Source organism: Chryseobacterium sp. MYb264, assembly GCF_035974275.1.
In the GTDB taxonomy this organism is placed as follows: Bacteria; Bacteroidota; Bacteroidia; order Flavobacteriales; family Weeksellaceae; genus Chryseobacterium.
Window position 1 is genome coordinate 3,129,485 of record NZ_CP142422.1, and the last position, 26,347, is coordinate 3,155,831.

Genomic DNA, 26,347 nt, shown 5'->3' on the forward strand with positions numbered 1-26,347 from the left:
TTTTTAATCAAATTTTTTAACAATTAATGCTGAATTTGTTCCCCCAAATCCAAAAGAATTCGACAAAAATACATCAATTTTTTGACTTTTTGTTTCTGCTACCAAATTTATCTTTTTAGCCTCATCATCAGGGTTTTCCAGATTAATATTCGGAGCAATAAAATTGTTCTGCATCATTAAAATAGAATAAATCACCTCACTTGCACCCGCCATCCAGCATTCGTGCCCCGTCATTGATTTTGTAGAACTTACAGGAGTTTCGCTTCCAAAAATTTCATAGATTGCTCTTGCTTCATTCGTATCACCAAGCGGTGTGGAAGTTGCGTGAGCATTGATATAATCGATATCTTTTGCCGTTAAACCAGATTGTTTCAAAGCCCGATCCATTGCCAAAGCAGGTCCGTCAACGTTTGGAGTGGAAATATGTCCGCCGTTTGAAGAAAATCCGTACCCAACGATCTCAGCGATGATATTGGCGCCTCTTTTCTGAGCAGATTCTAAGCTTTCAACAATTAAACTTGCCGCTCCACCACTTGGAATTAAGCCATCTCTTCCTGCGTCGAAAGGTCTTGATGCCTTCGTAGGTTCGTCTTCTCTCACAGAAAAAACACCCAACCCGTCAAAGCTCGCCATTGAATATTTATTCGTTTCCTGAGCTCCTCCGCAAACGATCATATCCTGAAAACCATTTTTGATCATCATATAAGCCAGTCCCAAAGAATGAGAACCGCTCGCGCAGGCTGCACTGATGGTTAGATTGATTCCTCTTAGCTTAAAAATCGTAGAGAGATTCATAGTGACCGTAGAGTTCATCGATTTGAAAATCGCTCCCGAACCCATTAAAGTCGTATCTTTTTTTTCTCTTGCAATGTCGATAGATTCCACAACTGCCTGAGAAACACTGTCGTTTCCGTATAAAATTCCGACCTCGTTATTGTCTAAAAAGTCTTGGTCGATATTTGCCTGTTTTAAAGCATCCATTGTTGCGATATACGCATATTCGCTTTCTTCGCCCATGCTTACGCGCTGTCTGCGGTTTAAAAGATTCTTCAAATCCGGTTTTGGAACAACGCCTGTTAATCCCGATCTGAAACCGAATTCTTTTCTTTCGTCTACCAAAACAATACCGGACTTCCCTTGAAAAAGTGATTCTTTCACCTCATCCAAAGAAGTTCCAATGCAGGAATAAATTCCCATTCCGGTAATGACTACTCTATTTTCCATTCTAATAATGTAACAATTTACCAATTTAACAGTGTAACAATTTAATGCCAAAAAACATTGGTATATTGTTAGACTGTTACATTGCTAGACTAATTTATGAATAAATTCCGCCGTTAATATTAATCACTTCACCTGTAATGTACGATGACTTTTTAGAAGCTAAAAACGCAACTAAATCTGCCACTTCTTCCGCTTCACCGAATCGGTTGGCAGGAATCATTGCTTTTAATTCATCTTCATTGAATTCCTGAGTCATGTCTGTTTTGATGAATCCCGGTGCGACTGCATTTACAGTGATATTTCTTTTCGCAACTTCCTGTGCCAAAGCTTTTGTAGCTCCCACCAAAGCGCCTTTTGCCGCAGAATAATTTGTTTGTCCTGCCATTCCTTTCACTCCGGAAACGGAAACCATGTTGATAATTCTGCCGTATTTGTTGCGCAACAATTTTTGAATAAAGAAATTCGTCACGTTGAAAAAACCATTTAAACTCGTGTTAATCACCGAGTTCCAATCTTCACTTGGCATCCACATGAACAATCCGTCTCTTGTGATTCCGGCATTATTGACGATAACCTCAACTATAGATTTTGGATTATTTTCCTGCCATTCCGTTAAAACTTTTTGAGTTTCTTCAGCATTTCCTACATCAAATTTCAGGATCTCACCTGTAGAACCCAATTCTTCAACTTTGGCTAAAGTTTCCTTTGCTGCAGTTTCGTTTGAAGTATAGTTGATTAAAATATGATAATTTTTCTCTTCTGCCAGTTTGATACAGATTGCTCTTCCAATTCCTCTTGAGCCGCCTGTGATGATTGCACATTTCATGTGTTACTTATGTTAGTTTTAGTTTTTTCAAGTATATTTTTCCTCCTTAGTTGTAAACAATTAATCACCGATAGTAATTACATTGCTTTTAAATATTTCTTTACTTCCTCAAGATACGGATACATCACCATATCATTTGAGAACGCAGGAATGATCTTTCTTATTTCATCATACAACTCTTTTGTTGAAGATGAAACCTGATCCTGAAAACCTAGATATTCAATCGCCTGAACAATCGTGATGGATTCAATCGTCAATACTTCGAAAGCATTTTCAATTACTTTTCTGCAGATTACCGCAGCATTGGTTCCCATACTCACAATATCCTGATTATCATTATTATTCGGAATACTGTGAACATACATCGGATTCGACAACATTTGGCTTTCCGCCGTTGTAGAAGTCGCCGTAAACTGCACGCCCTGCATCCCGAAATTAAACCCTAATTTACCTAAATTTACAAAAGGAGGCAAAATTTCGTTGATTTTAGCATTCAAAAGATAGTTTAATTGTCTTTCTGCCAACATCGTCAGTTTCGTAACAACTATTTTCAACTTGTCCATTTCCAAAGAAATATAATCTCCGTGGAAGTTTCCTCCGTGGTAAACGTGTTGATCTTCAACGTTGATGATTGGATTGTCATTTGCTGAATTAATTTCGTTTTCAAGAACTTTTTCAGTGTATTCCAAAGTATCCAAAACAGGTCCTAAAATCTGCGGAACACATCGTAATGAATAATATTCCTGAACTTTTTCTTTGAATACTTTTTCCTGCTCTTCAAAGTGGGTATATAAATGATCTGCTCTTTTTCTGATTAATTTACTGTCTGACAAATGTTCACGCATTCTTGCCGCTACTTTCTGCTGACCTTCGTGAAGTTTTGTTCCGTTCAATGCTTCAGATAAATGATCGTCATAAGCCTGAACAATTTCGTTGATTGCACAAGATAGTTTAATGGAGATATCTGTCAGTTGATTCGCTTTATGCGCATTCACAACACCAATTCCGGACATTACAGAAGTTCCGTTCATTAATGCTAACCCTTCACGAATTTCCACCTGAATAGGCTCTAAACCTTCAATTTCAAAAACTTCTTTTGTTGATTTTCTTTCTCCTTGATAAAAAACTTCACCTTCTCCGATTAAAACCAAAGCTAAATGAGCCAACTGAACCAAATCACCACTTGCACCCACTCCACCATGCTCAAAAATCAATGGTGTAATATCTCTGTTGATTAATTCCTGAAGTAAATAAATAACCGATTGATGAACTCCTGAATTGCCAAGAGATAATGTGTTCAGCCTTGCCAGCATACAAGCTTTTACCTCATCTGCAGGAAGCGGATTTCCGATTCCCGAAGAGTGACTCCTGATTAGGTTATATTGAAGCTGGTGTGTATCTTCATCGCTGATTTTAAACTGCGCCATCGGCCCGAAGCCCGTATTCACACCATATATTACTTTATTCTTTGAAAATTCCTTTAGAAACTGAAAACTTTTATCCACTCTGTCAATAAGTGTTTCATCCAGTTCTATCTTTTCATTCTCTATGATGATTTTTTTGAAGTCGTTCAGTTCTAAAAAGTTATTTATTTTCATTAATTAAAAGTAATAGTATATAATATTTTAAATATTAATTAATTGTCATTAATTTTGCGGCAAAGATAGAAGTTATTATTAAAATAAAAAATCAAAGATGAGCAAAGAATTTGTTGACGTGCTTGTAATCGGTGCAGGACCTTCAGGTTGCGTATCTTCTTCATACTTAAAGAAGAACAACGTCAGCGTAAAAGTTGTTGAAAAAACAAAATTTCCAAGATTGGTTGTAGGCGAAAGTTTAATACCAAGAGTTATGGATCATTTTTATGAAGCCGGATTGTTTCCTGCTTTAGATAAAATGGGCTTTGAGAAAAAATTGGGAGCGCGTTTCCTTCGTGGTGACGAGGTTTGTATTTTTGATTTTAGTAATAAATTCGGAGAAGGCTGGGACTGGACTTGGCAGGTTCCGAGAGCTGATTTTGACAACGTTTTGGCTCAGGAAGTCATCAATAAAGGAATTGATCTTGAATTTGAAACTGAAGTAATCGGGATTGAATTCAACGGAACAGATTCTATCACCACCGTGAAAAATAAAGATGGTGAAACAAAGGAAATCCATGCTAAATTCGTGATCGATTCCAGTGGTTACGGAAGAGTTTTACCGAGACTTTTAGATTTAGAAAAACCTTCGAAACTATCTCCGCATTCTGCGATTTTCTCTCATGTTGAAGACATCAACAGAGAAGAAGGTGTAGAAGGAACTTTGATCTCTTTTGATATTATTGAAACTGAAGTCTGGCTTTGGGTAATCCCTTTCTCAAACGGAAATACCAGTTTGGGAATTGTAGGGCCTACGGATTATATTGAAAAATTAATTGAAAACGGCGATACTGCAGCAGCTTTAAGAAAAGCAATTTCTCTATCTGATTATTATGTGAAACGTTTCGGAGATGTAGAATTTCTTTTTGAACCGAAACATTTGAAAGATTATTCTTGCTCGGTAAAACAATTGTACGGCGATGGATATGCATTAACAGGAAATGCTTCAGAATTCCTGGATCCTGTTTTTTCATCAGGAATGGCTTTCGCTACTGAAGGTGGAATGACTGCCGCAAAACTGGCTTTAAGACAATTAAACGGAGAAAAAGTTGACTGGCAAAAAGAATTTACAGAGTATATTTTATATGGTGTTGATGTTTTCACCACTTATGTAAAAGAATGGTACACGGGAAATCTTCAGGAATTATTCTTCCACCAACCCGAAAATCCGGATGTAAAAAGAAAAATTTGTGCTGTTTTAGCAGGATACGTTTGGGATAAGAAAAATACGTTTGTGAGGATACATGATACGGCGATAAAAAACCTTGCCGAGTTTATTAAACTGGAAAAAGAACAACAAAAGCAATTATAAAAAAACGGTCTGAGAATGTTCAGACCGTTTTTTGTTTTATTTAATCGCTTTTTTAATTTCCTTGCTAATTTCTTTGCCTGTCTTTTCGTAGGCTGCCGCAATTCTTCCGTATTCCATCCCGTAATCTACTTTACTTCCGACACCTTCTATTTTGTCGCCTTTTATGGTCACTAAAACATTGGTGGGATTTGCCGTTTCTACAATGGTAATTTCTGAAGATAATTTCCCTGGTTGCATTACAAAGCCACTCCAACCAGCATACATCCATTTCGGATGAATAATTAAAGTATATTTAGCTTCAACATTTTGGCTGAATTTAATTTTCTTTGATTTGTTTAAACCTTCGATAAACTTTTCTGTCCAAACCATTTCCACATTCTTTTCCCAGGTTTCAATCCAGATTTTCCAGGCTGCCTCGCCTTTTTTATCTATCGTTTCTTTTTGTCTTCTATTTAAATATTCTGTTTCAGTAAAATTATCAGCCTGAAAAAGTGGAGATCCATAATTACGTTCCACATTCACTTCTGTTTGTCCTTTTAGAAAATTCAGGTTTCCCGATTCTATCGTCAGCTTATTTTGAGCAAAAATGGTCGTGCTTATTGCCACAAATAGCCCTAGAAACAATTTTTTCATAATTTATAATTTTAATTAATTTAAAGATTTTTATTTTTTAATATAATGATCTACTTTTAAAGCAAGCATTTTCGACGTTTTTGCATAGCATTCTGCAATTCGGTCGTTATTATTTGGAATTCCAATCACATTATCGCCTGTAGCCTTAATCCCTTCAACAACCATTAAAACATTGCTTGGATTATCTGTTTCCACAAAGCTCATTTTGGTATTTAATTGTGCAGGATCATTCATTATTCCTCCGAACCAGCCTTGATAAATCCAGGTCGGCTCAACAATTAAAGTATATTTTGTTTTTTCGAAATTGGTTGATGCTTCTATTTTAGTATTCTTATTCCATGAAGCTAAAAATTTATCCTGAAAAGTTTTAGATTTTGAATACTCCCAGTCGTTTTTCCATTTTTCTGCTTCTTCTTTTCCGCTCGATTTTTCAATATCCCCCATTCTTTCGGCGATATATTGATCTTCGCTAATTTTTTTCTTGGCAAAAGTTACCCCTTCAAATTTGAAAACAACTTTAATGAATTTTTGATCTTTCAGAAAATTATAGTCTCCCGAAATCACCTTCACTCGTTGAGCCATCATCAACGCTGAAACGGCTAGAAATAATAGAAATAATGTTTTTTTCATGGTTTGTTTTTAGTTTTATCTTAAATCGGTGAATGTAATCGGTTTTCTGCTGTTAGGATTAAAAACGAATTTAGACAAAACATCAAAATCAATGATTTCAATTTTTGGGCTCACCCTTAATTTTGCTCTGAAATGATCTCTCACCTCATTCACAAAGTTTTCGGAATCACTGTCTGTGCTTATTTTAATGATAATTTCATCTAACCCGATTTCATTCGACTGAATTACGATTTGATAGCACAAAATATTATTGAAATCATTCAAAATATCGTTCATCGCCGGCGGATACAAAGTCGTTCCCTTGTATTTAATCATCTGTTGTTTTCTCCCGATCACGGGTCCTAACCTCATCGTATTTCTTCCGCATTTGCAAGGTTCGTAATGCGCTTTCACAATATCTCCCGTTTTGAATCTTAATAAAGGAAGTGCTTCAACGCCTAAAGTTGTAATCGTTAGTTCTCCACTTTCGCCTTCTTTAACGAGATTTCCTTCGTCGTCAAGAATTTCGGTGATAATTAATTCAGGATGTTGGTGACCTCCTATTTGTTCTTCGCATTCCGTGAAAGCCGTGCTCATTTCTGTGGAAGCATAGGTTGAAAACAACTTAATATTCCACTTTTCCTTAATCTTTTGAGATAAAATATTATCTGTAAAATCCTGATTTTTTATGCTTTCTCCGATGCAAACCGCACCATAAACGCTGGAATTTTTATAATCGATTCCATGTTTTTCGGCATAATCGATCATTTTTAATAAAAACGACGGAACGGTAATCAAATATTTTGGTTTATATCTAAAAATAGAATCCCATTGAAGTTCCGGAATCCCAGGCCCCATTCTGACCACGCTCGCTCCCATTTTTCTTAACCCTAAAAAATAGGCAAGCCCAGCCATAAATCTTTTATCAATGGTCGTAATCATTTGCACCACATCACCTTTCTGGACTCCTGCGCAAGCAAAAGAAATCGCTTCATTATAAGCCAATCTTTCAAGATCATTGTCTGACAGTCCAAAAGTTACCGGATCTCCCAATGTTCCTGAAGTTGTGCTGTAATCCACAATTTTATCAGGTGTGATACAGAAGAAATCGTCGTTATTCTGCTGAATATCGTTCTTTGTCGTCGTCGGGATCTTCTGTAAATCCTCCAACGTCTGAATATCCGAAATATTGATTTTATTTTCTTTGAAAAGTCTTTGATAAAAAGGGGAATAAGTTTCAAGATAAGTCAACAGTTCCTGAAGTTTTTGCTCCTGAAACTTTTTTATTTCCTGACGGTCTGATTTTTCGATTGATGGATAGAATTCCAATGGTTTTTATTTTTAAAGGACAAATTTATTTAATTAAAATTAAAACATTGCTTCCTCTGAAATTTTAAGCACAGATTGACACAAACTTTCACAGATGATTGTGCTTTATCTAGTTTTGAAATTTTATTTAAACGCAAAGATTTAATTATTCGAACTTTTGAATTTAGAAAAGTAAAGGCAAATAAATTTGCTTCGCGAAGCTTGAAAATACAGCTTCATCAAATCAACTTGTTGATTCACCTTTGCTCCTTCAAATTAATCATCAACAAAATAAAACTTTGCGTTTAAATAAAAAAACAAAATATTATCTCTGAAAAGTAAAAGTCTGCGTGTTTGAATTTCCTGCTGTATTGATCGTAGTTACTTTTAAAGTATGAGAACCTGAACCTTTCGGACATTTTTCATCAAAAACATAGACAAAATCATCTTTTATTCTGGCAAAACTAAGCCATTTTCCATCTAATTCTGCACGAAAAGATTCTATATCTCCGATTTTTGTGCTTCCTTTTAAACGCAATGAACTTGTAGTTACAACAGATCCTTCTTTCCAGCTTGGAGAAACGGATGGCAAACCATTATCCAATAATAATCTCGCGGTTCCGAGCCTGTTGAATTGTCCTTCTGCCCAATCGCCACTCCATTTTGGCTTGATGATATTTTTATCGCTTCCATAATTGAGTTCTATGACTGTTTTATTTTTTTCTTCATTGGATAACTTTCTATTGGGTTTTATTTTTAACGAATAATTATCATGAACCGGAATGTATGGACTGTTTAAAATAATGGCATTTGAAACCGCTTCTGCATCCGATTTTTCAGACATATTAAAATTAACAGCATCGTAAACTGCATTTTTGCTTAAATTGATTTCTGCATTTTCAGTTTTAATGGTTTTTGATTCGTTTGGAAAAACGGTTTTACTATTTGAAGAAACTTTTTCTGACGAATTGTTCATCTGAACTTTCGTCGTTAATCTGCTCGTATTTCCATTAACATCTTTCAAAATAATTTCAATGTTATGAATTTCGTTGTCTGAAAGATTTATCATTCCATTCGAACCGGAACTGTAATTCGGTAATTTCATTCCCGGCAAATTCGATAAATGCTGAATGCTCATTTTATCGCGAACAAATTTTATATAATCTACACAACCGTTGATATAACGCGTATCATTGTAATGAATCCTGTCAATTTTAAAACTGTAAACCAATTTACCATCCATCAATAATTCTGCATCATAAATTCCCAGATTAAAACCTTGATTGGCTTTATCCACCGCTTTTATTGCAAAACTTATCTGTGGAGAATTTACCTGAATAATATTTGAAGTATAAACACTTCCCGCTTTTTTCACCACAATTCCATTCGCACCGGGCTCATACGTGCTAAAACGACGATCATACCAATACAATCCACTGATAATCGGAGCAATTCCATCGGGAATATTGAAACCAAAAAGCAAAGGATTGATACATTCTTCCGTTTTGGTATCCCGAATCTCAAAATGTAAATGTGGCCCTGCTGAACCTCCTGTATTTCCGCTCAAAGCAATCAATTGTCCTTTCGTTACAGGAAACTGATTGGGTGAAAAGCTGATATCCTGTTCCCATTTTTCGTCTTTGTACTGTTGATTTTTTACGTATTCATCGAGTTTGTCGAAATATTTATTCAAATGAGCATAAACCGTAGTGTAACCATTTGGATGAGTGATATAAACTGCATTTCCGAAACCGTAACGTTCTACTTTTATTCGGCTTACATAACCATCTGCAGCGGCAACGACGGATAAGTTTTCCTGACTATTGGTTCGAATATCTAATCCCATGTGAAAATGGTTGGAACGGACTGCACCGAAATTCGCAGCGAGATTAATGGGAATGTTTAAAGGATTTCTGAAATAGCCTTGTGGATAATTTTGGGCAAATGCTGTCATGCTACTCATTAAACAAACAACAACGATTAGTCGGAGAAAGATTTTCATGCAAATGGTTTTAAGTGTTATTTTAAAATTACGAAAATTTCTTTTTATGTCCCACGGATTTCTCAGATTTTCACAGATGATCGCTTTAAAAATCTGAGTAATCTGCTCAAATCTGCGAGAGAATATTTTAAGTTTGGGTTAAAACCAAATTCAAACCCATTATTTTGAAAGCGGACTAAAGTCCGCTCCTATTGATCCGCCACTTGGCAAAAATATGTGGTATTTGTGAAAACATTAGTGCTATTTGTGTTTAAAATTCAATTCAAAAAACCGATTTTTCACGATACATAATTCACAAAAAAATAATCTCAACATTTATATTTCTGAAACAGAACTTTTTAATAGGAAATATCAAAATAAAACATATATTATAAACCGACAAATTTTAGTAAATTTGCCAACTTAATTAATCAACGATATTGAGATATTACAATGAGCCAATTTAAAGAATACAAAAACCTCAACCTTATTGACGTAGCAGAGAATGTAGCGGAATTTTGGAAACAAAATAAAACTTTCAATAAAAGTGTTGAGATTCGTGAGGGGCAACCTGAGTTTGTTTTTTATGAAGGTCCGCCTTCAGCAAACGGTATGCCCGGAATTCACCACGTAATGGCCAGAGCGTTGAAGGATATTTTCTGTCGTTATCAGACCCAGAACGGAAAACAGGTTTTCCGTAAAGCGGGTTGGGATACACACGGACTTCCGGTAGAGCTTGGCGTGGAAAAGGAATTAGGAATCACTAAAGAAGATATTGGCAAAAAGATTTCAATTGAAGATTACAACAAAGCTTGTCGTGAAGCGGTAATGCGTTATACAGACGTTTGGAACAACCTTACCGAGAAAATCGGGTATTGGGTTGATCTTGAAGATCCGTATATCACGTACAAATCAAAATACATGGAGACGGTTTGGTGGTTGTTGAAGCAATTGTATGATAAAGGATTATTGTACAAAGGATATACTATCCAGCCTTATTCTCCAAAAGCAGGAACTGGACTTTCTTCACATGAAGTAAACCAGCCGGGCGCTTACCGTGATGTTTCTGATACAACAGTGGTTGCTCAGTTTAAAACATTACCGGAAACATTACCTTCATTTTTACAAGGTTTTGGAGAGGTACATTTCTTGGCTTGGACGACAACTCCCTGGACGTTGCCTTCTAACACCGCTTTGACAGTAGGTCCGAAAATCGATTATGTTTTAGTTAAAACTTTCAATCAATATACTTTTGAACCAATCAATGTTGTTTTGGCTAAAGCTTTGGTTGGAAAACAGTTTGCTAAAAAATATGCTGAAGGAACAGAGGAAGATTTTGCAAATTACACACCTGAAATAAAGGTTATTCCTTACCAAATTTTAGCAGAATTCAAAGGAGCTGATGTGGTTGGAATTAAATATGAGCAGTTATTACAATACGCTCTTCCTTATCAAAATCCTGAAAATGCGTTCAGAGTAATTTCCGGAGATTTTGTGACGACGGAAGACGGAACAGGTATCGTTCACACCGCGCCGACTTTTGGTGCTGATGATGCTAAAGTAGCAAAAGAAGCTCAGCCTGAAGTTCCGCCAATGTTGGTTTTAGATGAAAATAAAAACCCAATCCCGTTAGTAGATTTACAGGGAAGATTTTTATCTATCGTAAGCGACGAAATCTACGGTTTTGCCAATGAATATGTAAAAGGAGAATACCTTAGCGAAGAAGAAAAAAATACTGAATTAAATATTCAGAAAGAAAATTTAAAGTCAATCATTGCAGATTTGAAAGCTTATCTTTCTGTAGATGAAAGAATTGCTTTAAAATTAAGAAAAGAAAATAAAGCTTTTAAAGTAGAAAAATACGTTCACAGTTATCCACACAGCTGGAGAACAGATGAGCCTTTATTATATTATCCGCTGGATTCTTGGTTTGTGAAAATGACTTCATTGAGAAGCCGTTTAGTAGAACTGAATGAAACAATTAACTGGAAGCCGAAATCAACCGGAGAAGGACGTTTCGCGAACTGGTTAGAAAACGTAAACGACTGGAACCTTTCCCGTTCAAGATATTGGGGAATTCCTTTACCGATCTGGAGAACAGAAGATTTGAAGGAAGAAAAAATCATCGGTTCTGTTGAAGAAATATACAACGAAATTGAAAAATCGATTGCAGCAGGATTCATGACAGAAAATCCATTCAAAGATTTTGAAATCGGAAATATGTCTGAGGAAAATTATGCTTTGGTTGATCTTCACAAAAATATTGTTGATCAAGTAATTTTAGTTTCAGATTCAGGAAGAGCAATGAAGCGTGAAAGCGATCTGATCGACGTTTGGTTCGATTCAGGTTCAATGCCTTATGCGCAGTTGCACTATCCTTTTGAGAATAAAGAATTAATAGACAATAATAAAGCTTTCCCGGCAGATTTCATTGCAGAAGGAGTTGATCAGACTCGTGGTTGGTTCTACACGCTTCACGCAATCGGAACGGCAGTTTTTGATTCAGTTGCTTATAAAAATGTAATGAGTAACGGACTTGTTTTAGATAAAAACGGCGTGAAAATGTCAAAATCCAAAGGAAATGGAATTGATCCTTTTGAAACATTAGCCGTTTACGGACCGGATGCTACGCGTTGGTACATGGTTTCGAATGCGAATCCGTGGGAAAACCTGAAATTCGACATTGAAGGAATTGATGAAACGAGAAGAAAATTCTTCGGAACGTTATATAATACGTATTCATTCTTTGCTTTGTATGCAAACGTTGACGGATTCAATTATTCTGAAAAAGAAGTTGAAAACAGACCAGAAATCGACCGATGGATTTTGTCTGAATTAAACTTATTAATTAAAGAAGTTAAGGCATTCTACGAAGATTACGAACCGACAAGAGTGGCAAGAGCGATCAACACTTTTGTGAACGATAATTTATCCAACTGGTACGTAAGATTGTGCAGAAGACGTTTCTGGAAAGGAGATTATTCTGAAGATAAGATCTCGGCTTACCAGACTTTATACACTTGTCTTGAAACTGTTGCCAAATTATCGGCGCCAATCGCTCCGTTCTTTATGGATCAGTTGTATCAGGATTTAAATAAAGTAACAGGAAAAGACACTGCGGAATCTATTCACTTAACAGATTTCCCGGTTGCAGATGAAAGTTTAATTGATACCGATTTGGTTGAAAAAACGCATTTAGCACAGAACATTACAAGTATGGTTTTCTCTTTGAGAAAGAAAGAAAACGTAAAAGTTCGTCAACCGTTGCAAAAGGTGTTAATTCCCGTTTTGGATAAGAAAACAGAAGAGCAGATTTCTGCGGTTTCAGAATTGATCAAACAGGAAGTAAATGTTAAAGAAATTCAGTTAATCAATGCTGAAGAAGCGGCAGATTTAATTGTAAAACAGATCAAACCGAATTTCAAAGCGCTTGGTCCTAAATTAGGAAAAGACATGAAAACGGTTGGAGGTGAAATTGCCAACTTTAAAGCAGAACAGATTTCCACCTTAGAAAAAGAAGGAAAAATTGACGTTCAGGGATACGAAATTACACTAAACGATGTGGAAATTTCAACAAAAGATATTCCGGGATGGACCGTAACTTCTGACGGGAAAACAACTGTGGCATTAGATTTGAAGCTAACAGATGAATTAAAATCTGAAGGGATTGCAAGAGAATTTATCAACAGAGTTCAAAACCTGAGAAAAGACAAAGATTTTGAATTAACTGACAGAATAAACATCACATTGGAAGAAAGCTCTCCATTCCTGAATGACATCAGGAAAAATGAGGAATATATTTCGTCCGAAGTCTTGTCAAGTAAAATAGAAATTGTATCTTCACTTTCAAATTTTAACGAAATCGAAATAGATGAGGTTAATTTTAAGATAAATGTTGAAAAAAATTAACATATAGTTATTGTTTTTCAAATTCCATTTCATAATTTTATTAAAAAACAGAAACGAACATGTCAGACGAAAGAGTAAGATATAGTGATGCTGATTTACAAGAGTTTAAAGCAGTCATCAAAGAAAAAATAGAGAAAGCAGAGAACGATTTAAAACTGATCAGAGAAAGTTTTATCAACGACCAGAATAATGGAACAGATGATACTTCTCCCACATTTAAAGCGTTTGAAGAAGGTGCTGAAACTTTAAGTAAAGAGCAGAACTCTATTTTAGCGGGAAGGCAGGAGAAATTCGTACGTGATTTGAAGAATGCTTTGATAAGAATTGAAAACAAAACGTATGGTGTTTGCAGAGTAACAGGTAAGCTGATTCCTAAAGAAAGGCTATTGGCTGTTCCACACGCTACCTTAAGCATTGAAGCGAAAAATATGCAGAAATAACCGCAAGGTTAGTTAAAATAATCTTTGGTTTATATCGTATTTCATGAAATACTTTATAAACCAAATTTTTAATATATACCCATGAGCGAATTATTAGTTTTAATCATTATCATTATTGTAATTTTGGGATTTTTCAACAGAGAACGGATCAAAAACAGATTCTTTCCCAATGAAAAAAGAAATTATACCATAGATGATCAGTTTAATTCTGATAAACGCGAAAGGGAGAAAGAAATAGACGGGCTTTTAAGCAAAATGGGCAAGAACGGAGTGAATGATTTGTCCGCAAAAGACAGGAAGAGACTCGATGAATTGTCCAAAAAGTAAAAAATTAATTATATAAAGATGGAGGCATTAATTGTACACCCAAAGAACCAAATGGAGCTGAATGCACTGAAAAGTGTGATGAAAGACATGGGAATTCGTTACGAAAAATTTCATACACGAGGAGCAAAAACCCAAAATTTCGAGCCAAGGACTCCCACTAAAAAAGAAAATACTCGGAAAAACTTCAAAGACAAACCAAAGACGAACCTGTAATGAAAAAGATATTATTTGTAACGTTTCTTATTTTATTAATCGATCAGGCTTCAAAAATATATGTAAAAACGCATTTTAATCTGGACGACAGCGTTTCTGTTTTACCCGGATTTAAACTGACTTTTGTAGAAAACCCGGGAATGGCTTACGGACTTCATTTTGGTGGAGTTATCGGTAAATATTTTCTGGTGATTGTACGGGTTGTGCTGATCGGTGGAATGATTTACTTATTCAAAAAATGGTTACAAAGAGGAGAATCCAATTATCTTCTGATTCCTATGGCCATGATTTTTGCCGGAGCCATCGGAAATTTAATTGACGGAATGTTCTACGGTTTGATTTTCGACAGCGGAACCGTGTATGATCAAAGTATAGACCGCTGGATCGGCTATGGCGGAATTTCCAAAGTCGTAGGTTTCGGAAACGGATATTCTACTTTTATGAGAGGTTGTGTGGTAGATATGCTTCACTTTCCGCTGGTAGACTGGAATGTTCCTGAGAGCTGGCCATTAATTGGAGGCAAACATATTGAATTTTTTAAATATATTTTCAATGTAGCAGATTCTGCGATTACGGTAGGTGCTGTTTTATTATTAATTTTCAGAAAAAAAGCTTTCCCGAACGGATTGGAATTTTAAAAAGACATAACACAAAATGAAAAAAATCACTAAAAACATTTTTAAATTTTTCCTGCTTCTTTTAGTTGCAGGAATTATTTTTATAGTATGGGCGAATTACAGCATCAGGAAAAACAGCGATGCTTATATCTCTTACCATATTGCCGATATCCCCGAAACAAAAACCGCGCTCCTGTTGGGAACAAGCAAAAACCTGAACAGCGGTCTTCCGAATGCCTATTTTTATAACCGAATTGAGGCCGCGGTAGATCTTTATAAGAGCCGAAAGATAAAATACATTATCGTAAGTGGAGACAATAGCACCAAAGATTATAACGAGCCCGAGGATATGCTATTAACTTTAGTGAAATACGGCATCCCCGAAGATAAAATTTTTCTGGATCATGCTGGATTCCGAACGCTGGATTCTGTAGTAAGAGCGAAGGAAATCTTCGGTCAGACAAAATTGGTGATTATTTCCCAGAAATTTCACAATGAAAGAGCGGTATTTTTAGCCAAAGAAAACGGAATCGATGCTTTCGGATATAACGCAAAAGATGTGAATAAATATGCAGGTTTTAAAACCAATTTGAGAGAATATCTGGCAAAAGCAAAGGCGTATTATGATTTACTTTTGGGCGTTGAACCTAAATTTGGAGGAGAAAAGATTTTGATTCCTTGATTTTCTCTTTCTCGCAGATTTTTCTGATTAAGCAGATTTAAAATCATATTAAAAAGATCTGCGTTATCTGCTAAATCCGCGAGAGAATTAATTAAATTTGCAATTCATTAATTTTTAAATATAAATTTTAAACAAATGTCAAGAATTCTTACCGGCATTCAAGCCACCGGAACACCACACCTTGGGAACTTGTTGGGTGCTATTATTCCTGCGATTGAACTATCAAAACAGGCAGGAAACGAATCTTTTTTATTTATCGCAAATCTGCATTCTTTAACTCAGATAAAAGACGCGAAAGAATTGAAACAAAATACCTACGAGATTGCTGCGGCTTGGCTTGCTTGTGGATTAGATACCGAAAAAACATTTTTTTACAGACAGAGTGACATCCCTGAAACCTGTGAACTATCTTGGCATTTATCATGTTTTTTTCCTTATCAGAGATTAACGCTGGCGCATTCATTTAAAGATAAAGCAGACCGTTTGCAGGATGTAAACGCAGGTTTGTTTACCTATCCGATTTTGATGGCTGCCGATATTTTATTGTATGATGCTGAAATCGTTCCTGTTGGAAAAGACCAGCTTCAGCATTTGGAAATTGCGCGTGATGTAGCTTCCAGATTCAATAATCAGATGGGCGAAGTTTTTGTTTTGCCTCAATCTGAACTTCAGGAAGACACCAAATACGTTCCAGGAGTTGACGGACATAAAATGTCTAAATCCAGAGGAAATATCATCAATATTTTCTTACCTGAAAAAGAACTAAAAAAACAGGTGATGAGTATTGAATCCGATTCAAAATCATTGGAAGAACCTAAAGATCCTGAGACAGATAAAACATTTGCCATCTATCAACTGATTGCAACACCTGAGCAGACGGAAGAATTGAGAGCAAAATATGTAGCCGGAAACTTTGGTTACGGTCATGCGAAAAAAGAACTTTTGGATTTGATCCTGGTAAGATTTGAAAGAGAAAGAGAATTATTCTCTTATTACATGAACAATCTTGATGAGTTGGAAGCAAAACTTCAGGAAGGAGCAACAAAAACGAGAGTGATTGCTACTGAAACTATTAAAAGAGTGAGAGAAAGTTTAGGAATTTAATTCTGCTTTTTTTAAGAAATACAAAGTTTCGGCGGCACCTTCGGTGCCGCCGAAACTTTTTAAAATAGAGAAGCCTTTCAATTAGAAAGGCTTTTGTTTTTTAGTAATAATAAAATAATGCATTCCACCTTCAAATTCATAGGAAATTCTCCAAATGGGGTACTGTTTAATGATAGACATGATAATGGACAACCCCAATCCGGTAGACGTATGATCTGAGCTCTGTTTATAAAAACGATTGAAAATTTTCGTTTTATCTAATGATTTTTGGGAGCCGCTATTTTGGAAAATAATCTGATCTTTATCGATGATGATATTAATATTTCCCTTTTCATGATTATATTTTACTGCATTTTTAAGCAAATTGGATAAGAGAATATTTGCAAGATCCGGATTAAAATCACTTATAAATTCTTCTTTTTTCAAAACATTCACGCCAATACGTTTAAACTCAATAAAGTCTTCATATTCTTTCAATAGATCATCGATCATTTCATTAAAATTAACGATCTCAACTTTATTAAACTGACTGTTTTCAATCTTGGAAAGCATCAGCAGTGACTTATTAATAGCCACCATTCTTCGCAGATCATTTTTAACATCAACGAAAGAATTCAGGCTTTTTTCTTCCAGATCTTCATTTTGAATCAATAAATCAATTTTATTGATCACAATGGCTAAAGGGGTCTGCAATTCGTGTGATGCATTTTCTATAAACTGTTTCTGTTGATGAAAAGCAAGCTCGTTTCGCTCAATCATTTCATCAATTTCTAAATTTAATTCTTCAAATTCAGAAATTTTATACGTTTCTACAATCGGTGAAGAAGCCACTCCAAACTGATACTTTTTAAGCTTGTCTAAAATTTTATAAAACGGACGCATCGCTTTATTCAGCAAAAATCCGTTGATGAATAGAATACTTACGACCAAAAAGAAATACAATACGACCAAAGCAATACTAAGATCATAAATCAGCTCGTCCTCTTCTACCGTTGATGTTCGGATGGTTAACTTACGATAGCCGCCAAACTGGTCTTTAAAACCCGTCTCCAATACTCTATAAGGTTCATCGTCGTCATCGTATTCCATATAATACGTTCGGTTATAAAGCTTATTCCGGTTATTATATTCAGCTTCGGAAACCGGAACGATCTTAAATTCATTAAAAGCAAAATCCGTATTTTCCAGCAATTTTTCATCCTGATAAACCGCTTTAATCAGCTGGATCTTTCGATTTTTCAGTCCGTCATCCACATTATCATACACTTCATCAAGAATAAAGGCGTAAAACAATGCTGCCCAAACCGCAATAATAAGCAGCAGGACAACAATGAGGTATTTTATTGTATAATATTTTAATGAACTCTTCATCAGATCAATTTGTAACCAATTCCGTAAACTGCCTGAAAGTCCGCTTCAGATTCTGCATTTTTCAATTTTTTCCTAAGATTTTTAATTTGAGAATAAATAAAATCTAGACTATCCGCCTGATCGATATAATCTCCCCAAATCGCTTCCGCCAACGTTGTTTTCTGCAACGTCTTCTGTGGTTGAATCATAAAATAATACAACAAATCATACTCTTTACGATTCAGAATCAATTCTTCTCCGTTGATTAAAACTTTTCTGCTTTCAGGATGAATAATGATATTTTTGTACGAAATAATATTCTCGCCGTCCTGCTTTTTTCTTCTGATCACCGATTTTATTCTAGCCAGTAATTCAGCTAAATGAAAAGGTTTTGCTAAATAATCGTCCGCACCAATTTCCAATCCTGCCACTTTATCATCAACAGAATCTTTTGCAGACAAAATAATCACGGGATCTTTTTTGTGCATCGCTTTTATTTCCTTCAGCAAATCGATACCGTTTCCATCGGGAAGCATGATGTCTAAAAGAATACAATCATATTCGTAAGAAATGATTTTTTCCAGTCCGGAACTGTAATCTTCGGCATATTCAATGATAAATTGTTCCGCTTCCAAAAAGTTTTGAACGATATTTTTCAGTTCAGGTTCATCTTCTATAATTAAAATTTTCATGCTTTTAAATATTGAAGTTCTATCAAAGGTATACAATTAAAACCTCCCGCTTTGAGAAGGTTATTGTTTATTAAGTTAGGCATTTGTTTTTACATATCGACCGTCTGCATCAAAAATCAGACTCAGGCCACTCATCAGATTGATTCTGTAGGCATTGTATTTCCTTTCAATGGAAGCCACCAGACCACCCTGATGATTTTTCGTCATGTACATTAAAATATTTTTTCTGATCGTCTTCGAAGAAAATCTTCTTCCATTTCCGTTTATTATATTCCAATTAACCATTTTGTTGAGATTTTTAGTGTTAAACATTTTGTTATTTTTTGGTGATTAATCATCGATTTTTGTGAAGTTTCCATTTCTGTCAAATTCAACTTCGATTCCATTTGAAAGTTCGGCTTCGTATGACCATCTCTCTTTTTTTACCTGGGTGATCGATGTATGAGGAAAGCTTTTCGCTACATAATTTGTGATGCTTTTAGGAATAAAACCGTAAGGAATCTTCTGATGCTTTCCGTCCACTTCCTTCCAGTTGCCTCGGCTGTCAAATTCAATTTTCATTCCATTGGCAAGGTAAACCTTGTATTCATCGACTCCGTAAATTTCCCGGTCTTCAATGGCTGAACCGATTTTGGTTCCCTTAAAGTTTGTAAAAAGAAAATTCTTAGCCGTTTTGGGCAGCTGATTAGGATTTATTGCTCTGTCTTGTCCGTAAACGCATCCTGTAATTAAAATAAGGACTACGGCTAGTATAATGGTGATTTTGCTTCTTGCTTCCATAATTTTCACTTGTTTTGTTAATTATTATGGAACAAAGGTCTATATCAAATTGGGAAAGAATTAGGAAAAATCTGGAATATGATTGGAAGAATAGAAATATGAGGAATTTTAACGCAAAGATTTATAACTAATTTTTTATAGTTTTAAAGAGCAAAGAATGACGATAAATTGCCGATGAAACTTTATAGATACTAGGTTCGCTTCATGAAATCAACCTTGTTGATTACTACTTTGCTCACTAAAGATATTCTCAAAAGAAAATAAATCTTTGCGTTAAAAAATATTTAGTCTAAAAATTTACAAGAAATCTTTAATCTGCAATAAATGTTTAATTGATTTTAATCCTTCCTGTTGAGGATTTTCATTGAAGACATCAAAGAAAATAACATCCATTCCGAAGTTTTGTGCACCGGTAACATCAGCAACCCAATCATCACCGATCAAAATACTGTTTTCTTTTATGGCATCAGAAAGGTTTAGTGAATATTCAAAAATTTCAGGTCGCGGTTTCCTTACGCCAACTGTATCGGCACTGGTAATAGTTTGAAAATATTTATCAATTCCGGATAAAATACATTTTCTTTCCGTTACTTCTTTAAATCCGTTGGAAATAATGTGCAAGACGTAATTTTTAGCTTTAAGATATTCTAAAATATATTCCGCACCTTCTACCAGTTCATTATGATTAAGAATTTTATCTAAGAAATGCTCTTCAAAATACATTGCCAATTCCGAATCATCTACGTTAAAACGCTTGAAAGTGTCATAAAAACGATGTTTTCTCAGATATTCTTTATCGATGATTCCGTCGCGAATATCTTCCCAAAGTTTCTCATTAATTTCATGATAAACAGAATGGAATTCATCAAAATTGATATTATATTTTAAAGCAATTTCTTCTTTATCGAAAAGATCTTTTATTGTTAAATAGGCATTTCTGCGGTGATCCCAAAGTGTATTGTCGAGATCAAAAAAAATGTGCTGAATTTTCATACAGCACAAAATTAATCATTTTAATTTTTGGAGACAGGATAATTCTTATCCTTGATTTTTAATACGTTCAGATTTTTTGAATAGTTCAGTAAAAAATCAATTGTTTGTTTTTTAGGTTTCAAAGTTTTCACTTTTAAGGAGTCATTTTTTTTCATACGCGAAAGATGTTTTCCTTACAACGAAACTTTTTATCATTTATTATCTATCTGGTGAGTACAATATTATTTTCATCCATGATTTTTCTCAGGTTAATCAATGCATATCTAACCCGTCCCAATGTAGTATTAATACTCATATCGGTATGATCAGCAATTTCTTTGAAACTCAGTCCGTCAAAAAACCTTAACTTAATCACTTCCTGCTGGTTAGGAGGCAGAAATTGCAGCATTCTCATGAGATCTTCCTGAATCTGGTTTGTCACCAACTGGTCTTCAATATTTTCAGAGGGCTCTCTGATCAGGTCAAAAATTGAATACTCATCGGTATCGAAGGTAGTTTCCGACACTTTAATATTCTTTGCTTTCAGTCTGAAATGGTCTATAATAAGGTTATGGGCGATTCTTTTTGCCCAAAGAATGAACTTTCCTTCTTCGTTATAGCGTCCTTCCTTCAGCATCACAATGATTTTCATAAAGGTATCCTGAAAAACATCATTCGCTAGGTCTTCATCATTAATTTTGTAAAAAATGAATGTAAACAGTTCTCTCTGATGACGATGAATAAGCGATGACAACGCCTCCTCGTCTCCTTTTTGGTAAAGGGAAATTAGTAAACTATCCGATTTTGATCTCATAACTTTCTTCTCAATATTATATTTGTAGACCAATCATTCTCCAGATATTTTATCTGGTTCAAATTGTAAATACAAAACAATTTTTTAGAGTAAAGTCAGATCAATAGGCGGGTACACTTTAATAATGTGTAAATATAATAAAATTTTAATAACTGTTAACCTATTATTAACTTTTTAAAGGAAAAATTTAAAAAAAATCACTTAAACATATCATGAATGAATACTGTCGGTATATTTAATGTAAAATTAACATTTACACCTTTCATTTCTTTACCGTTTAGCCTCGCATCTCCGATGGGGAAAGCATAACCGGCAGTTAAATCTAACATTCCGAAGAGAGAAACACCTATTTTTGGAGCTACATATTTGTTGGTTCCTTCAGCTCCGGCAAGGAAATAATACGAATGGTAAAAGTCTACATCTTTTTGAAAATTTAACAAAACATCTGCTGAAAGTTTCGGCATAATAGCAAATTTGGAATTCGCAGATCCCATCATTGCTGTACCTCCCAAGCGGTAGATCACATCATCATTTTTCAAGAAAAGCAACTTCCCTCCTACTTCTCCAAAGCTTTGGTTTTGATAGGTATATCCTACCGTAATCATTTTATGCATCGTGTATTGTGCTTTTGCAAATGTGCTCAGGAAAAATACCGAAAGGATTGTAATTGCGAATCTAACGTTCATCATCTTCTATTTATTTACATGTAAAATTAAAAAAAACTGCCTTATCGGAAAGATAAAGCAGTTATTTATTCTGTAAGTTTAAAAATTAAATACCGAAAGCGGCTTTAATTTCGTCTACTTTGTCAAGTTTTTCCCAAGTAAAGAACTCTAAACCAGTTAAAGTAATCTCGTTTTTATGTCCTTTATTGAATGTTTTATCAGCTACATAATGCTCTCTTCCCATATGTCCGTAAGAAGCGGTATCCTGATAAATAGGGTTTCTCAATTTTAAGTTTTGCTCAATAGCATAAGGTCTCAAATCGAAAATTGTAGAAACTTTCTTAGCGATTTCACCATCATTAAGACCTACTTTTGAAGTTCCGTAGGTATTGATATATAAACCGCAAGGCTCAGCAACACCAATTGCATAAGAAACCTGTACCAAAACTTCGTCTGCAACACCTGCAGCTACCAAGTTTTTAGCAATATGTCTTGTTGCATAAGCAGCACTTCTGTCTACTTTTGAAGGATCTTTTCCAGAGAAAGCGCCACCACCGTGAGCTCCTTTCCCACCGTAAGTATCTACGATGATTTTTCTTCCTGTAAGACCTGTATCTCCGTGAGGACCACCAATGACAAATTTACCTGTTGGATTGATGTGATATTTGATTTGATCATTAAATAAAGCCTTGATCTCCTCAGTTTGTAAAGCAACCACTCTTGGAATCAAAATATTTTTAATGTCTTCTCTGATTTTGTTAAGCATTTCTTCTTCAGCTCCGAAATCATCGTGCTGAGTAGAAACTACGATAGAATCAATTCTTACAGGTTTGTGATCGTCAGAATACTCGATAGTAACCTGAGATTTTGCATCCGGACGAAGATATTTAATTTCAGCATCTTCTCTTCTGATCGCAGAAAGCTCTTTAAGAATAGTATGGGCCAAATCTAAAGCCAAAGGCATATAGTTAGCCGTTTCGTTGGTTGCATATCCAAACATCATCCCTTGATCACCAGCACCCTGAGCGTTTGCTTTAGCCTCAAAAGACTCGTCTGTCACCGCTCTGTCAACCCCTTGGTTGATGTCTGGAGACTGCTCATGAATTGCAGAAATAACTCCACAAGAATCACCATTGAACATGTATTCTCCTTTCGTGTACCCAATTCCGTTGATAACATCTCTGGCGATGGTTTGTACATCAAGATAAGCATCAGACTTTACTTCTCCTGCTAAAACTACCTGCCCTGTTGTAACAAGAGTTTCGCAAGCCACTTTTGAAGTTTTGTCGTATGCCAAAAAGTGATCGATCAACGCATCGGAAATTTGATCTGCAATTTTATCCGGATGTCCTTCTGAAACAGATTCAGACGTAAATAAGTAAGACATATTATTCTTTGTTTTTTAGATTTAAAAAATGTTGACGAAGAAAAATAAGAATAAATTGCCAGAAAGCTAAAAAGAGAATACTGTTTTAGCATTTTTTTATAGAGGTTGCAATCAGGTCAAATTTTTCCTCGTTCGTAAACGTCAGCAAATTTAAGTACTATTTTTTTAATACTCAAAACTTTTGTTTACTAATTATAATTTTCTTGAAATTAATGATTTATCAAGCTTTTTCACAATGAAACTATTGTGGTTTTATGCTTACAAATTCTTTTGGACTTTCATTATAATTTAGTTTTTTCTCTAATGAAGCCTTAATAGAATGTGATAATTCATCAATAATTTTCTGCTTAAATGTTGGTTTGTAGTAAATAATACTGATTTCTCTGTACGGGAAAGGCTTCTTGAATCTGAAAACATTTTCCTTCTGCACTTCGGAAAGCTGGCTTAATGCCAATTCCGGTAAAATACTGATTCCTCCTACTTTATCAACCATATGTACCAGCGTCTGAATATTGGATGCCAGGAAATCAAGGTTTTTAGGTTTCAGTGTATTTTCCTTTAAATGGCAGATATTTTCAAACTGGTTTCTCAGGCAATTCCCCTCTTCAAGCAACCACACTTTTTCTACATTCAGCTCTTCAGGAACAACGTAAGAATTTTTTTTGTTTGCTTCGGTATCAGAACTGTAGATCATTAACTCCTCATTAAACAAGAAATCCTGATAAAATTCATCAGCCGTATCATAAGGCGTTGAGATAATGCCTGCATCCAGTTCACCTGCTTTTAATGCTTTGATGATACTGTCTGTGGTCATTTCTTTCACATTCATCTGGATTTTCGGATTTTGCTCTAAAAAGCTAAATATTTCCGTGGGTAGAATAAATGAAGAAACAGTAGGAATAATCCCCAGGTTAATGGTTCCTCCCAGAATATTATTTAAGAGATTCGCCTTATTTTTTAATTCATTGACAGATTCTATAATGACCTTTGCCTGATCGATGATCTGAAGCCCCACATCCGTGGTACGAATCGGATGTGTTGTTCTGTCAAAAACTTTTACATCCAGTTCATCCTCAAATTTCTGTATCATTGCACTAAGCGTAGGTTGCGTAATAAAGCACGCCTGAGCCGCTTTACCAAAATGTTTGTACTTATCAACAGCGATAAGGTATTCCAATTGCTGAATGTTCATCTGATTAATATTATCTATTACAAAGATATGATGTTTTTGTAATTGACAATTAAAAATTCAAGTAAATTTGATATTTACTACCTTTACATGTTACAATCTAAATAAGAAATCAATCATACAAATCATCACTCTATGGATTCTAAAAAATTAACGTTAAGTAACGGTGCTCCCTATTACGAACATCAGGACTCACAAACCGTTGGCCCCAGAGGTCCGGTTCTGCTTCAGGACTTCATCCTCCAGGAGAACCTTGCCCATTTCGTGAGAGAAAGGATTCCGGAAAGAATTGTTCATGCTAAGGGAAGTGGCGCGTATGGGAAATTCACAGTTACACACGATATATCAAAATATACAAAAGCAAAACTGTTTTCGCAGGTGGGAAATTCATGCAGAATGTTTGCTCGTTTTTCCACTGTTGGTGGTGAAAAAGGAAGTGCGGATACCGCAAGAGACCCCAGAGGTTTTGCCTTAAAATTTTATACTGAAGACGGAAACTGGGATCTGGTAGGAAATAACACCCCTGTTTTCTTTATTAAAGATGCCAAAAAATTCCCAGATTTTATCCATACCCAGAAGAGAGTTCCAAAAACAAATCTGAAAAGCGCAACCATGATGTGGGATTTCTGGAGCTTAAATCCTGAATCTCTTCATCAGGTTCTCATTTTAATGTCCGACAGAGGAACTCCTTACGGTTACAGACATATGCATGGTTTCGGATCTCACACGTTCTCTATGATTAATGCTCAAAATGAACGAGTTTGGGTAAAGTTCCATTTTAAAACAAAACAAGGCGTAAAAAATTTCAGCAATGAAGATGCGGTAAAAATGGCGGGAGAAAATCCCGATTTTGCACAGGAAGATCTTTGCAAAGCTATTGAAGAGGGTGATTTCCCAAAATGGACGCTTTTCATTCAGGTGATGACAGAAGAACAGGCCCGCGATTTCAGATGGAATCCTTTTGATATCACAAAAGTATGGTTCCATGATGATTTCCCTTTGATCGAAGTCGGAGAAATGGAGCTTAATGAAGTTCCTGTGAATTATTTTGCCCATGTAGAGCAATCCACTTTTTCACCGAGCAACTTAATTAACGGAATTAGTTTTTCTCCTGACAAAATGCTTCAGGGACGATTGTTTTCTTATCCCGATGCGCACAGATACAGAGTGGGTGTCAATGCACATCACCTGGAAGTAAACCGCTGTCCGTTTGAGGTTAATAATTACCAAAGAGACGGCTATATGGCAGATTCAAGCCAATATCAGGACAAACCTAATTATTATCCCAACAGTTTTGATGATATCAAGGCTGATTCGTCATACAGAAACTTTGAATATGAATTGGACAGCGCGCATGTTGCCAGCTACAATCGCAATGAAAATGATGACGATCATTATACTCAGCCTGGATTATTATATTCAAAAGCTATGAATGCGGCAGAAAGGGAAAATTTGATCAAAAATATCATCGGCAGCATGAAAGGAATTGACGGGCCGAAGAAAGATGAAATCATAAATCGTCAATTATGTCACTTTTTTAGAGCGAATATAGAGCTTGGCATGAAAGTAGCTTCCCAGTTAAACGTAAATATTGATGCCAATATGATGAATCATTCAAAATAATTATATTTGATAAAATTTATGATATAAAGGAAAAAAAAATAATATTTTTCCTT

Annotated in this window: 25 protein-coding genes; 9 read left to right on the top strand and 16 right to left on the bottom strand. The window is 35.3% G+C overall.

Annotated elements, in window-relative coordinates; translation table 11 throughout:
* Nucleotides 1-3 precede the first annotated feature (3 nt).
* The 3 genes from VUJ46_RS13430 to VUJ46_RS13440 form a co-directional block, all read right to left on the bottom strand.
* Nucleotides 4-1,224, bottom strand: a complete 1,221-nt coding sequence (locus tag VUJ46_RS13430) for a beta-ketoacyl-[acyl-carrier-protein] synthase family protein (RefSeq protein ID WP_326981259.1) — start codon at nt 1,222-1,224, stop codon at nt 4-6.
* Nucleotides 1,225-1,318: 94 nt separating this feature from the next.
* The gene (fabG, locus tag VUJ46_RS13435; RefSeq protein ID WP_326981260.1) at nt 1,319-2,050 is read right to left on the bottom strand and encodes a 3-oxoacyl-ACP reductase FabG; all 732 of its coding nucleotides are present in this window, start codon (nt 2,048-2,050) and stop codon (nt 1,319-1,321) included.
* Between the two features lie 77 nt (nt 2,051-2,127).
* Nucleotides 2,128-3,648: an HAL/PAL/TAL family ammonia-lyase gene (locus tag VUJ46_RS13440; protein ID WP_326981261.1), complete on the bottom strand. Its 1,521-nt coding sequence runs from the start codon at nt 3,646-3,648 to the stop codon at nt 2,128-2,130.
* A gap of 97 nt (nt 3,649-3,745) precedes the next feature.
* On the opposite strand from VUJ46_RS13440, the gene VUJ46_RS13445 reads away from it, so the two are divergent.
* Nucleotides 3,746-4,999: an NAD(P)/FAD-dependent oxidoreductase gene (locus tag VUJ46_RS13445; RefSeq protein WP_326981262.1), complete on the top strand. Its 1,254-nt coding sequence runs from the start codon at nt 3,746-3,748 to the stop codon at nt 4,997-4,999.
* Nucleotides 5,000-5,035: 36 nt separating this feature from the next.
* Here the strand turns inward: VUJ46_RS13445 and VUJ46_RS13450 are convergent, their stop codons facing one another.
* The 4 genes from VUJ46_RS13450 to VUJ46_RS13465 all read right to left on the bottom strand — a co-directional run bounded on the left by VUJ46_RS13450 (nt 5,036) and on the right by VUJ46_RS13465 (nt 9,551).
* The gene (locus VUJ46_RS13450) at nt 5,036-5,632 is read right to left on the bottom strand and encodes a hypothetical protein (RefSeq protein ID WP_326981263.1); all 597 of its coding nucleotides are present in this window, start codon (nt 5,630-5,632) and stop codon (nt 5,036-5,038) included.
* A gap of 30 nt (nt 5,633-5,662) precedes the next feature.
* The gene (locus VUJ46_RS13455; RefSeq protein ID WP_326981264.1) at nt 5,663-6,262 is read right to left on the bottom strand and encodes a hypothetical protein; all 600 of its coding nucleotides are present in this window, start codon (nt 6,260-6,262) and stop codon (nt 5,663-5,665) included.
* Nucleotides 6,263-6,277: 15 nt separating this feature from the next.
* Nucleotides 6,278-7,570 (bottom strand): phenylacetate--CoA ligase family protein, encoded by a 1,293-nt coding sequence (locus VUJ46_RS13460; RefSeq protein ID WP_326981265.1) that lies wholly within the window; start codon nt 7,568-7,570, stop codon nt 6,278-6,280.
* Nucleotides 7,571-7,874: 304 nt separating this feature from the next.
* Nucleotides 7,875-9,551 carry a M23 family metallopeptidase gene (locus tag VUJ46_RS13465; protein WP_326981266.1) on the bottom strand — a complete coding sequence of 559 codons (1,677 nt, stop codon included), beginning with the start codon at nt 9,549-9,551 and terminating at the stop codon, nt 7,875-7,877.
* Between the two features lie 432 nt (nt 9,552-9,983).
* On the opposite strand from VUJ46_RS13465, the gene ileS reads away from it, so the two are divergent.
* From ileS to trpS, 7 genes are all read left to right on the top strand, one after another.
* Nucleotides 9,984-13,439, top strand: a complete 3,456-nt coding sequence (gene ileS, locus VUJ46_RS13470; RefSeq protein ID WP_326981267.1) for an isoleucine--tRNA ligase — start codon at nt 9,984-9,986, stop codon at nt 13,437-13,439.
* 59 nt (nt 13,440-13,498) lie between these two features.
* On the top strand, nt 13,499-13,879 hold the full coding sequence (locus VUJ46_RS13475; protein WP_267404524.1) for a TraR/DksA family transcriptional regulator: 381 nt from the start codon (nt 13,499-13,501) through the stop codon (nt 13,877-13,879).
* 81 nt (nt 13,880-13,960) lie between these two features.
* Nucleotides 13,961-14,206, top strand: a complete 246-nt coding sequence (locus VUJ46_RS13480) for a DUF6576 domain-containing protein (protein ID WP_326981268.1) — start codon at nt 13,961-13,963, stop codon at nt 14,204-14,206.
* Nucleotides 14,207-14,224: 18 nt separating this feature from the next.
* Nucleotides 14,225-14,419 carry a DUF2683 family protein gene (locus VUJ46_RS13485; RefSeq protein ID WP_326981269.1) on the top strand — a complete coding sequence of 65 codons (195 nt, stop codon included), beginning with the start codon at nt 14,225-14,227 and terminating at the stop codon, nt 14,417-14,419.
* A complete protein-coding gene (locus VUJ46_RS13490) occupies nt 14,419-15,057 on the top strand; it encodes a lipoprotein signal peptidase (protein WP_326981270.1) in 639 nt (212 codons plus the stop codon). The genes VUJ46_RS13485 and VUJ46_RS13490 overlap by 1 nt, the downstream gene beginning before the upstream one ends.
* A 16-nt stretch (nt 15,058-15,073) precedes the next feature.
* Nucleotides 15,074-15,718 carry a SanA/YdcF family protein gene (locus VUJ46_RS13495; protein WP_326981271.1) on the top strand — a complete coding sequence of 215 codons (645 nt, stop codon included), beginning with the start codon at nt 15,074-15,076 and terminating at the stop codon, nt 15,716-15,718.
* Between the two features lie 135 nt (nt 15,719-15,853).
* Nucleotides 15,854-16,822, top strand: a complete 969-nt coding sequence (trpS, locus tag VUJ46_RS13500) for a tryptophan--tRNA ligase (RefSeq protein ID WP_326981272.1) — start codon at nt 15,854-15,856, stop codon at nt 16,820-16,822.
* Nucleotides 16,823-16,903: 81 nt separating this feature from the next.
* On the opposite strand, the gene porY is transcribed toward trpS, so the two are convergent.
* The 9 genes from porY to VUJ46_RS13545 form a co-directional block, all read right to left on the bottom strand.
* The gene (gene porY / locus VUJ46_RS13505) at nt 16,904-18,193 is read right to left on the bottom strand and encodes a sensor histidine kinase (protein ID WP_326981273.1); all 1,290 of its coding nucleotides are present in this window, start codon (nt 18,191-18,193) and stop codon (nt 16,904-16,906) included.
* Nucleotides 18,193-18,864 (bottom strand): response regulator transcription factor, encoded by a 672-nt coding sequence (locus VUJ46_RS13510; protein ID WP_326981274.1) that lies wholly within the window; start codon nt 18,862-18,864, stop codon nt 18,193-18,195. The genes porY and VUJ46_RS13510 overlap by 1 nt, the downstream gene beginning before the upstream one ends.
* A 75-nt stretch (nt 18,865-18,939) precedes the next feature.
* Nucleotides 18,940-19,176, bottom strand: a complete 237-nt coding sequence (locus VUJ46_RS13515; RefSeq protein ID WP_326981275.1) for a PepSY-like domain-containing protein — start codon at nt 19,174-19,176, stop codon at nt 18,940-18,942.
* Nucleotides 19,177-19,194: 18 nt separating this feature from the next.
* Entirely contained in the window at nt 19,195-19,644 is a 450-nt protein-coding gene (locus VUJ46_RS13520) for a PepSY-like domain-containing protein (RefSeq protein WP_326981276.1), read from the bottom strand.
* Nucleotides 19,645-19,941: 297 nt separating this feature from the next.
* Complete coding sequence (locus VUJ46_RS13525) at nt 19,942-20,637, bottom strand: YjjG family noncanonical pyrimidine nucleotidase (RefSeq protein ID WP_326981277.1); 696 nt, start codon at nt 20,635-20,637, stop codon at nt 19,942-19,944.
* A 202-nt stretch (nt 20,638-20,839) separates the two neighbouring features.
* Nucleotides 20,840-21,430 carry an RNA polymerase sigma factor gene (locus VUJ46_RS13530; protein ID WP_326981278.1) on the bottom strand — a complete coding sequence of 197 codons (591 nt, stop codon included), beginning with the start codon at nt 21,428-21,430 and terminating at the stop codon, nt 20,840-20,842.
* Between the two features lie 197 nt (nt 21,431-21,627).
* A complete protein-coding gene (locus VUJ46_RS13535) occupies nt 21,628-22,119 on the bottom strand; it encodes a hypothetical protein (RefSeq protein WP_326981279.1) in 492 nt (163 codons plus the stop codon).
* 82 nt (nt 22,120-22,201) lie between these two features.
* A complete protein-coding gene (gene metK / locus VUJ46_RS13540) occupies nt 22,202-23,482 on the bottom strand; it encodes a methionine adenosyltransferase (protein WP_326981280.1) in 1,281 nt (426 codons plus the stop codon).
* 241 nt (nt 23,483-23,723) lie between these two features.
* Nucleotides 23,724-24,674 carry a LysR substrate-binding domain-containing protein gene (locus VUJ46_RS13545; RefSeq protein ID WP_326981281.1) on the bottom strand — a complete coding sequence of 317 codons (951 nt, stop codon included), beginning with the start codon at nt 24,672-24,674 and terminating at the stop codon, nt 23,724-23,726.
* Between the two features lie 132 nt (nt 24,675-24,806).
* On the opposite strand from VUJ46_RS13545, the gene VUJ46_RS13550 reads away from it, so the two are divergent.
* The gene (locus VUJ46_RS13550; protein ID WP_326981282.1) at nt 24,807-26,294 is read left to right on the top strand and encodes a catalase; all 1,488 of its coding nucleotides are present in this window, start codon (nt 24,807-24,809) and stop codon (nt 26,292-26,294) included.
* Nucleotides 26,295-26,347 lie beyond the last annotated feature (53 nt).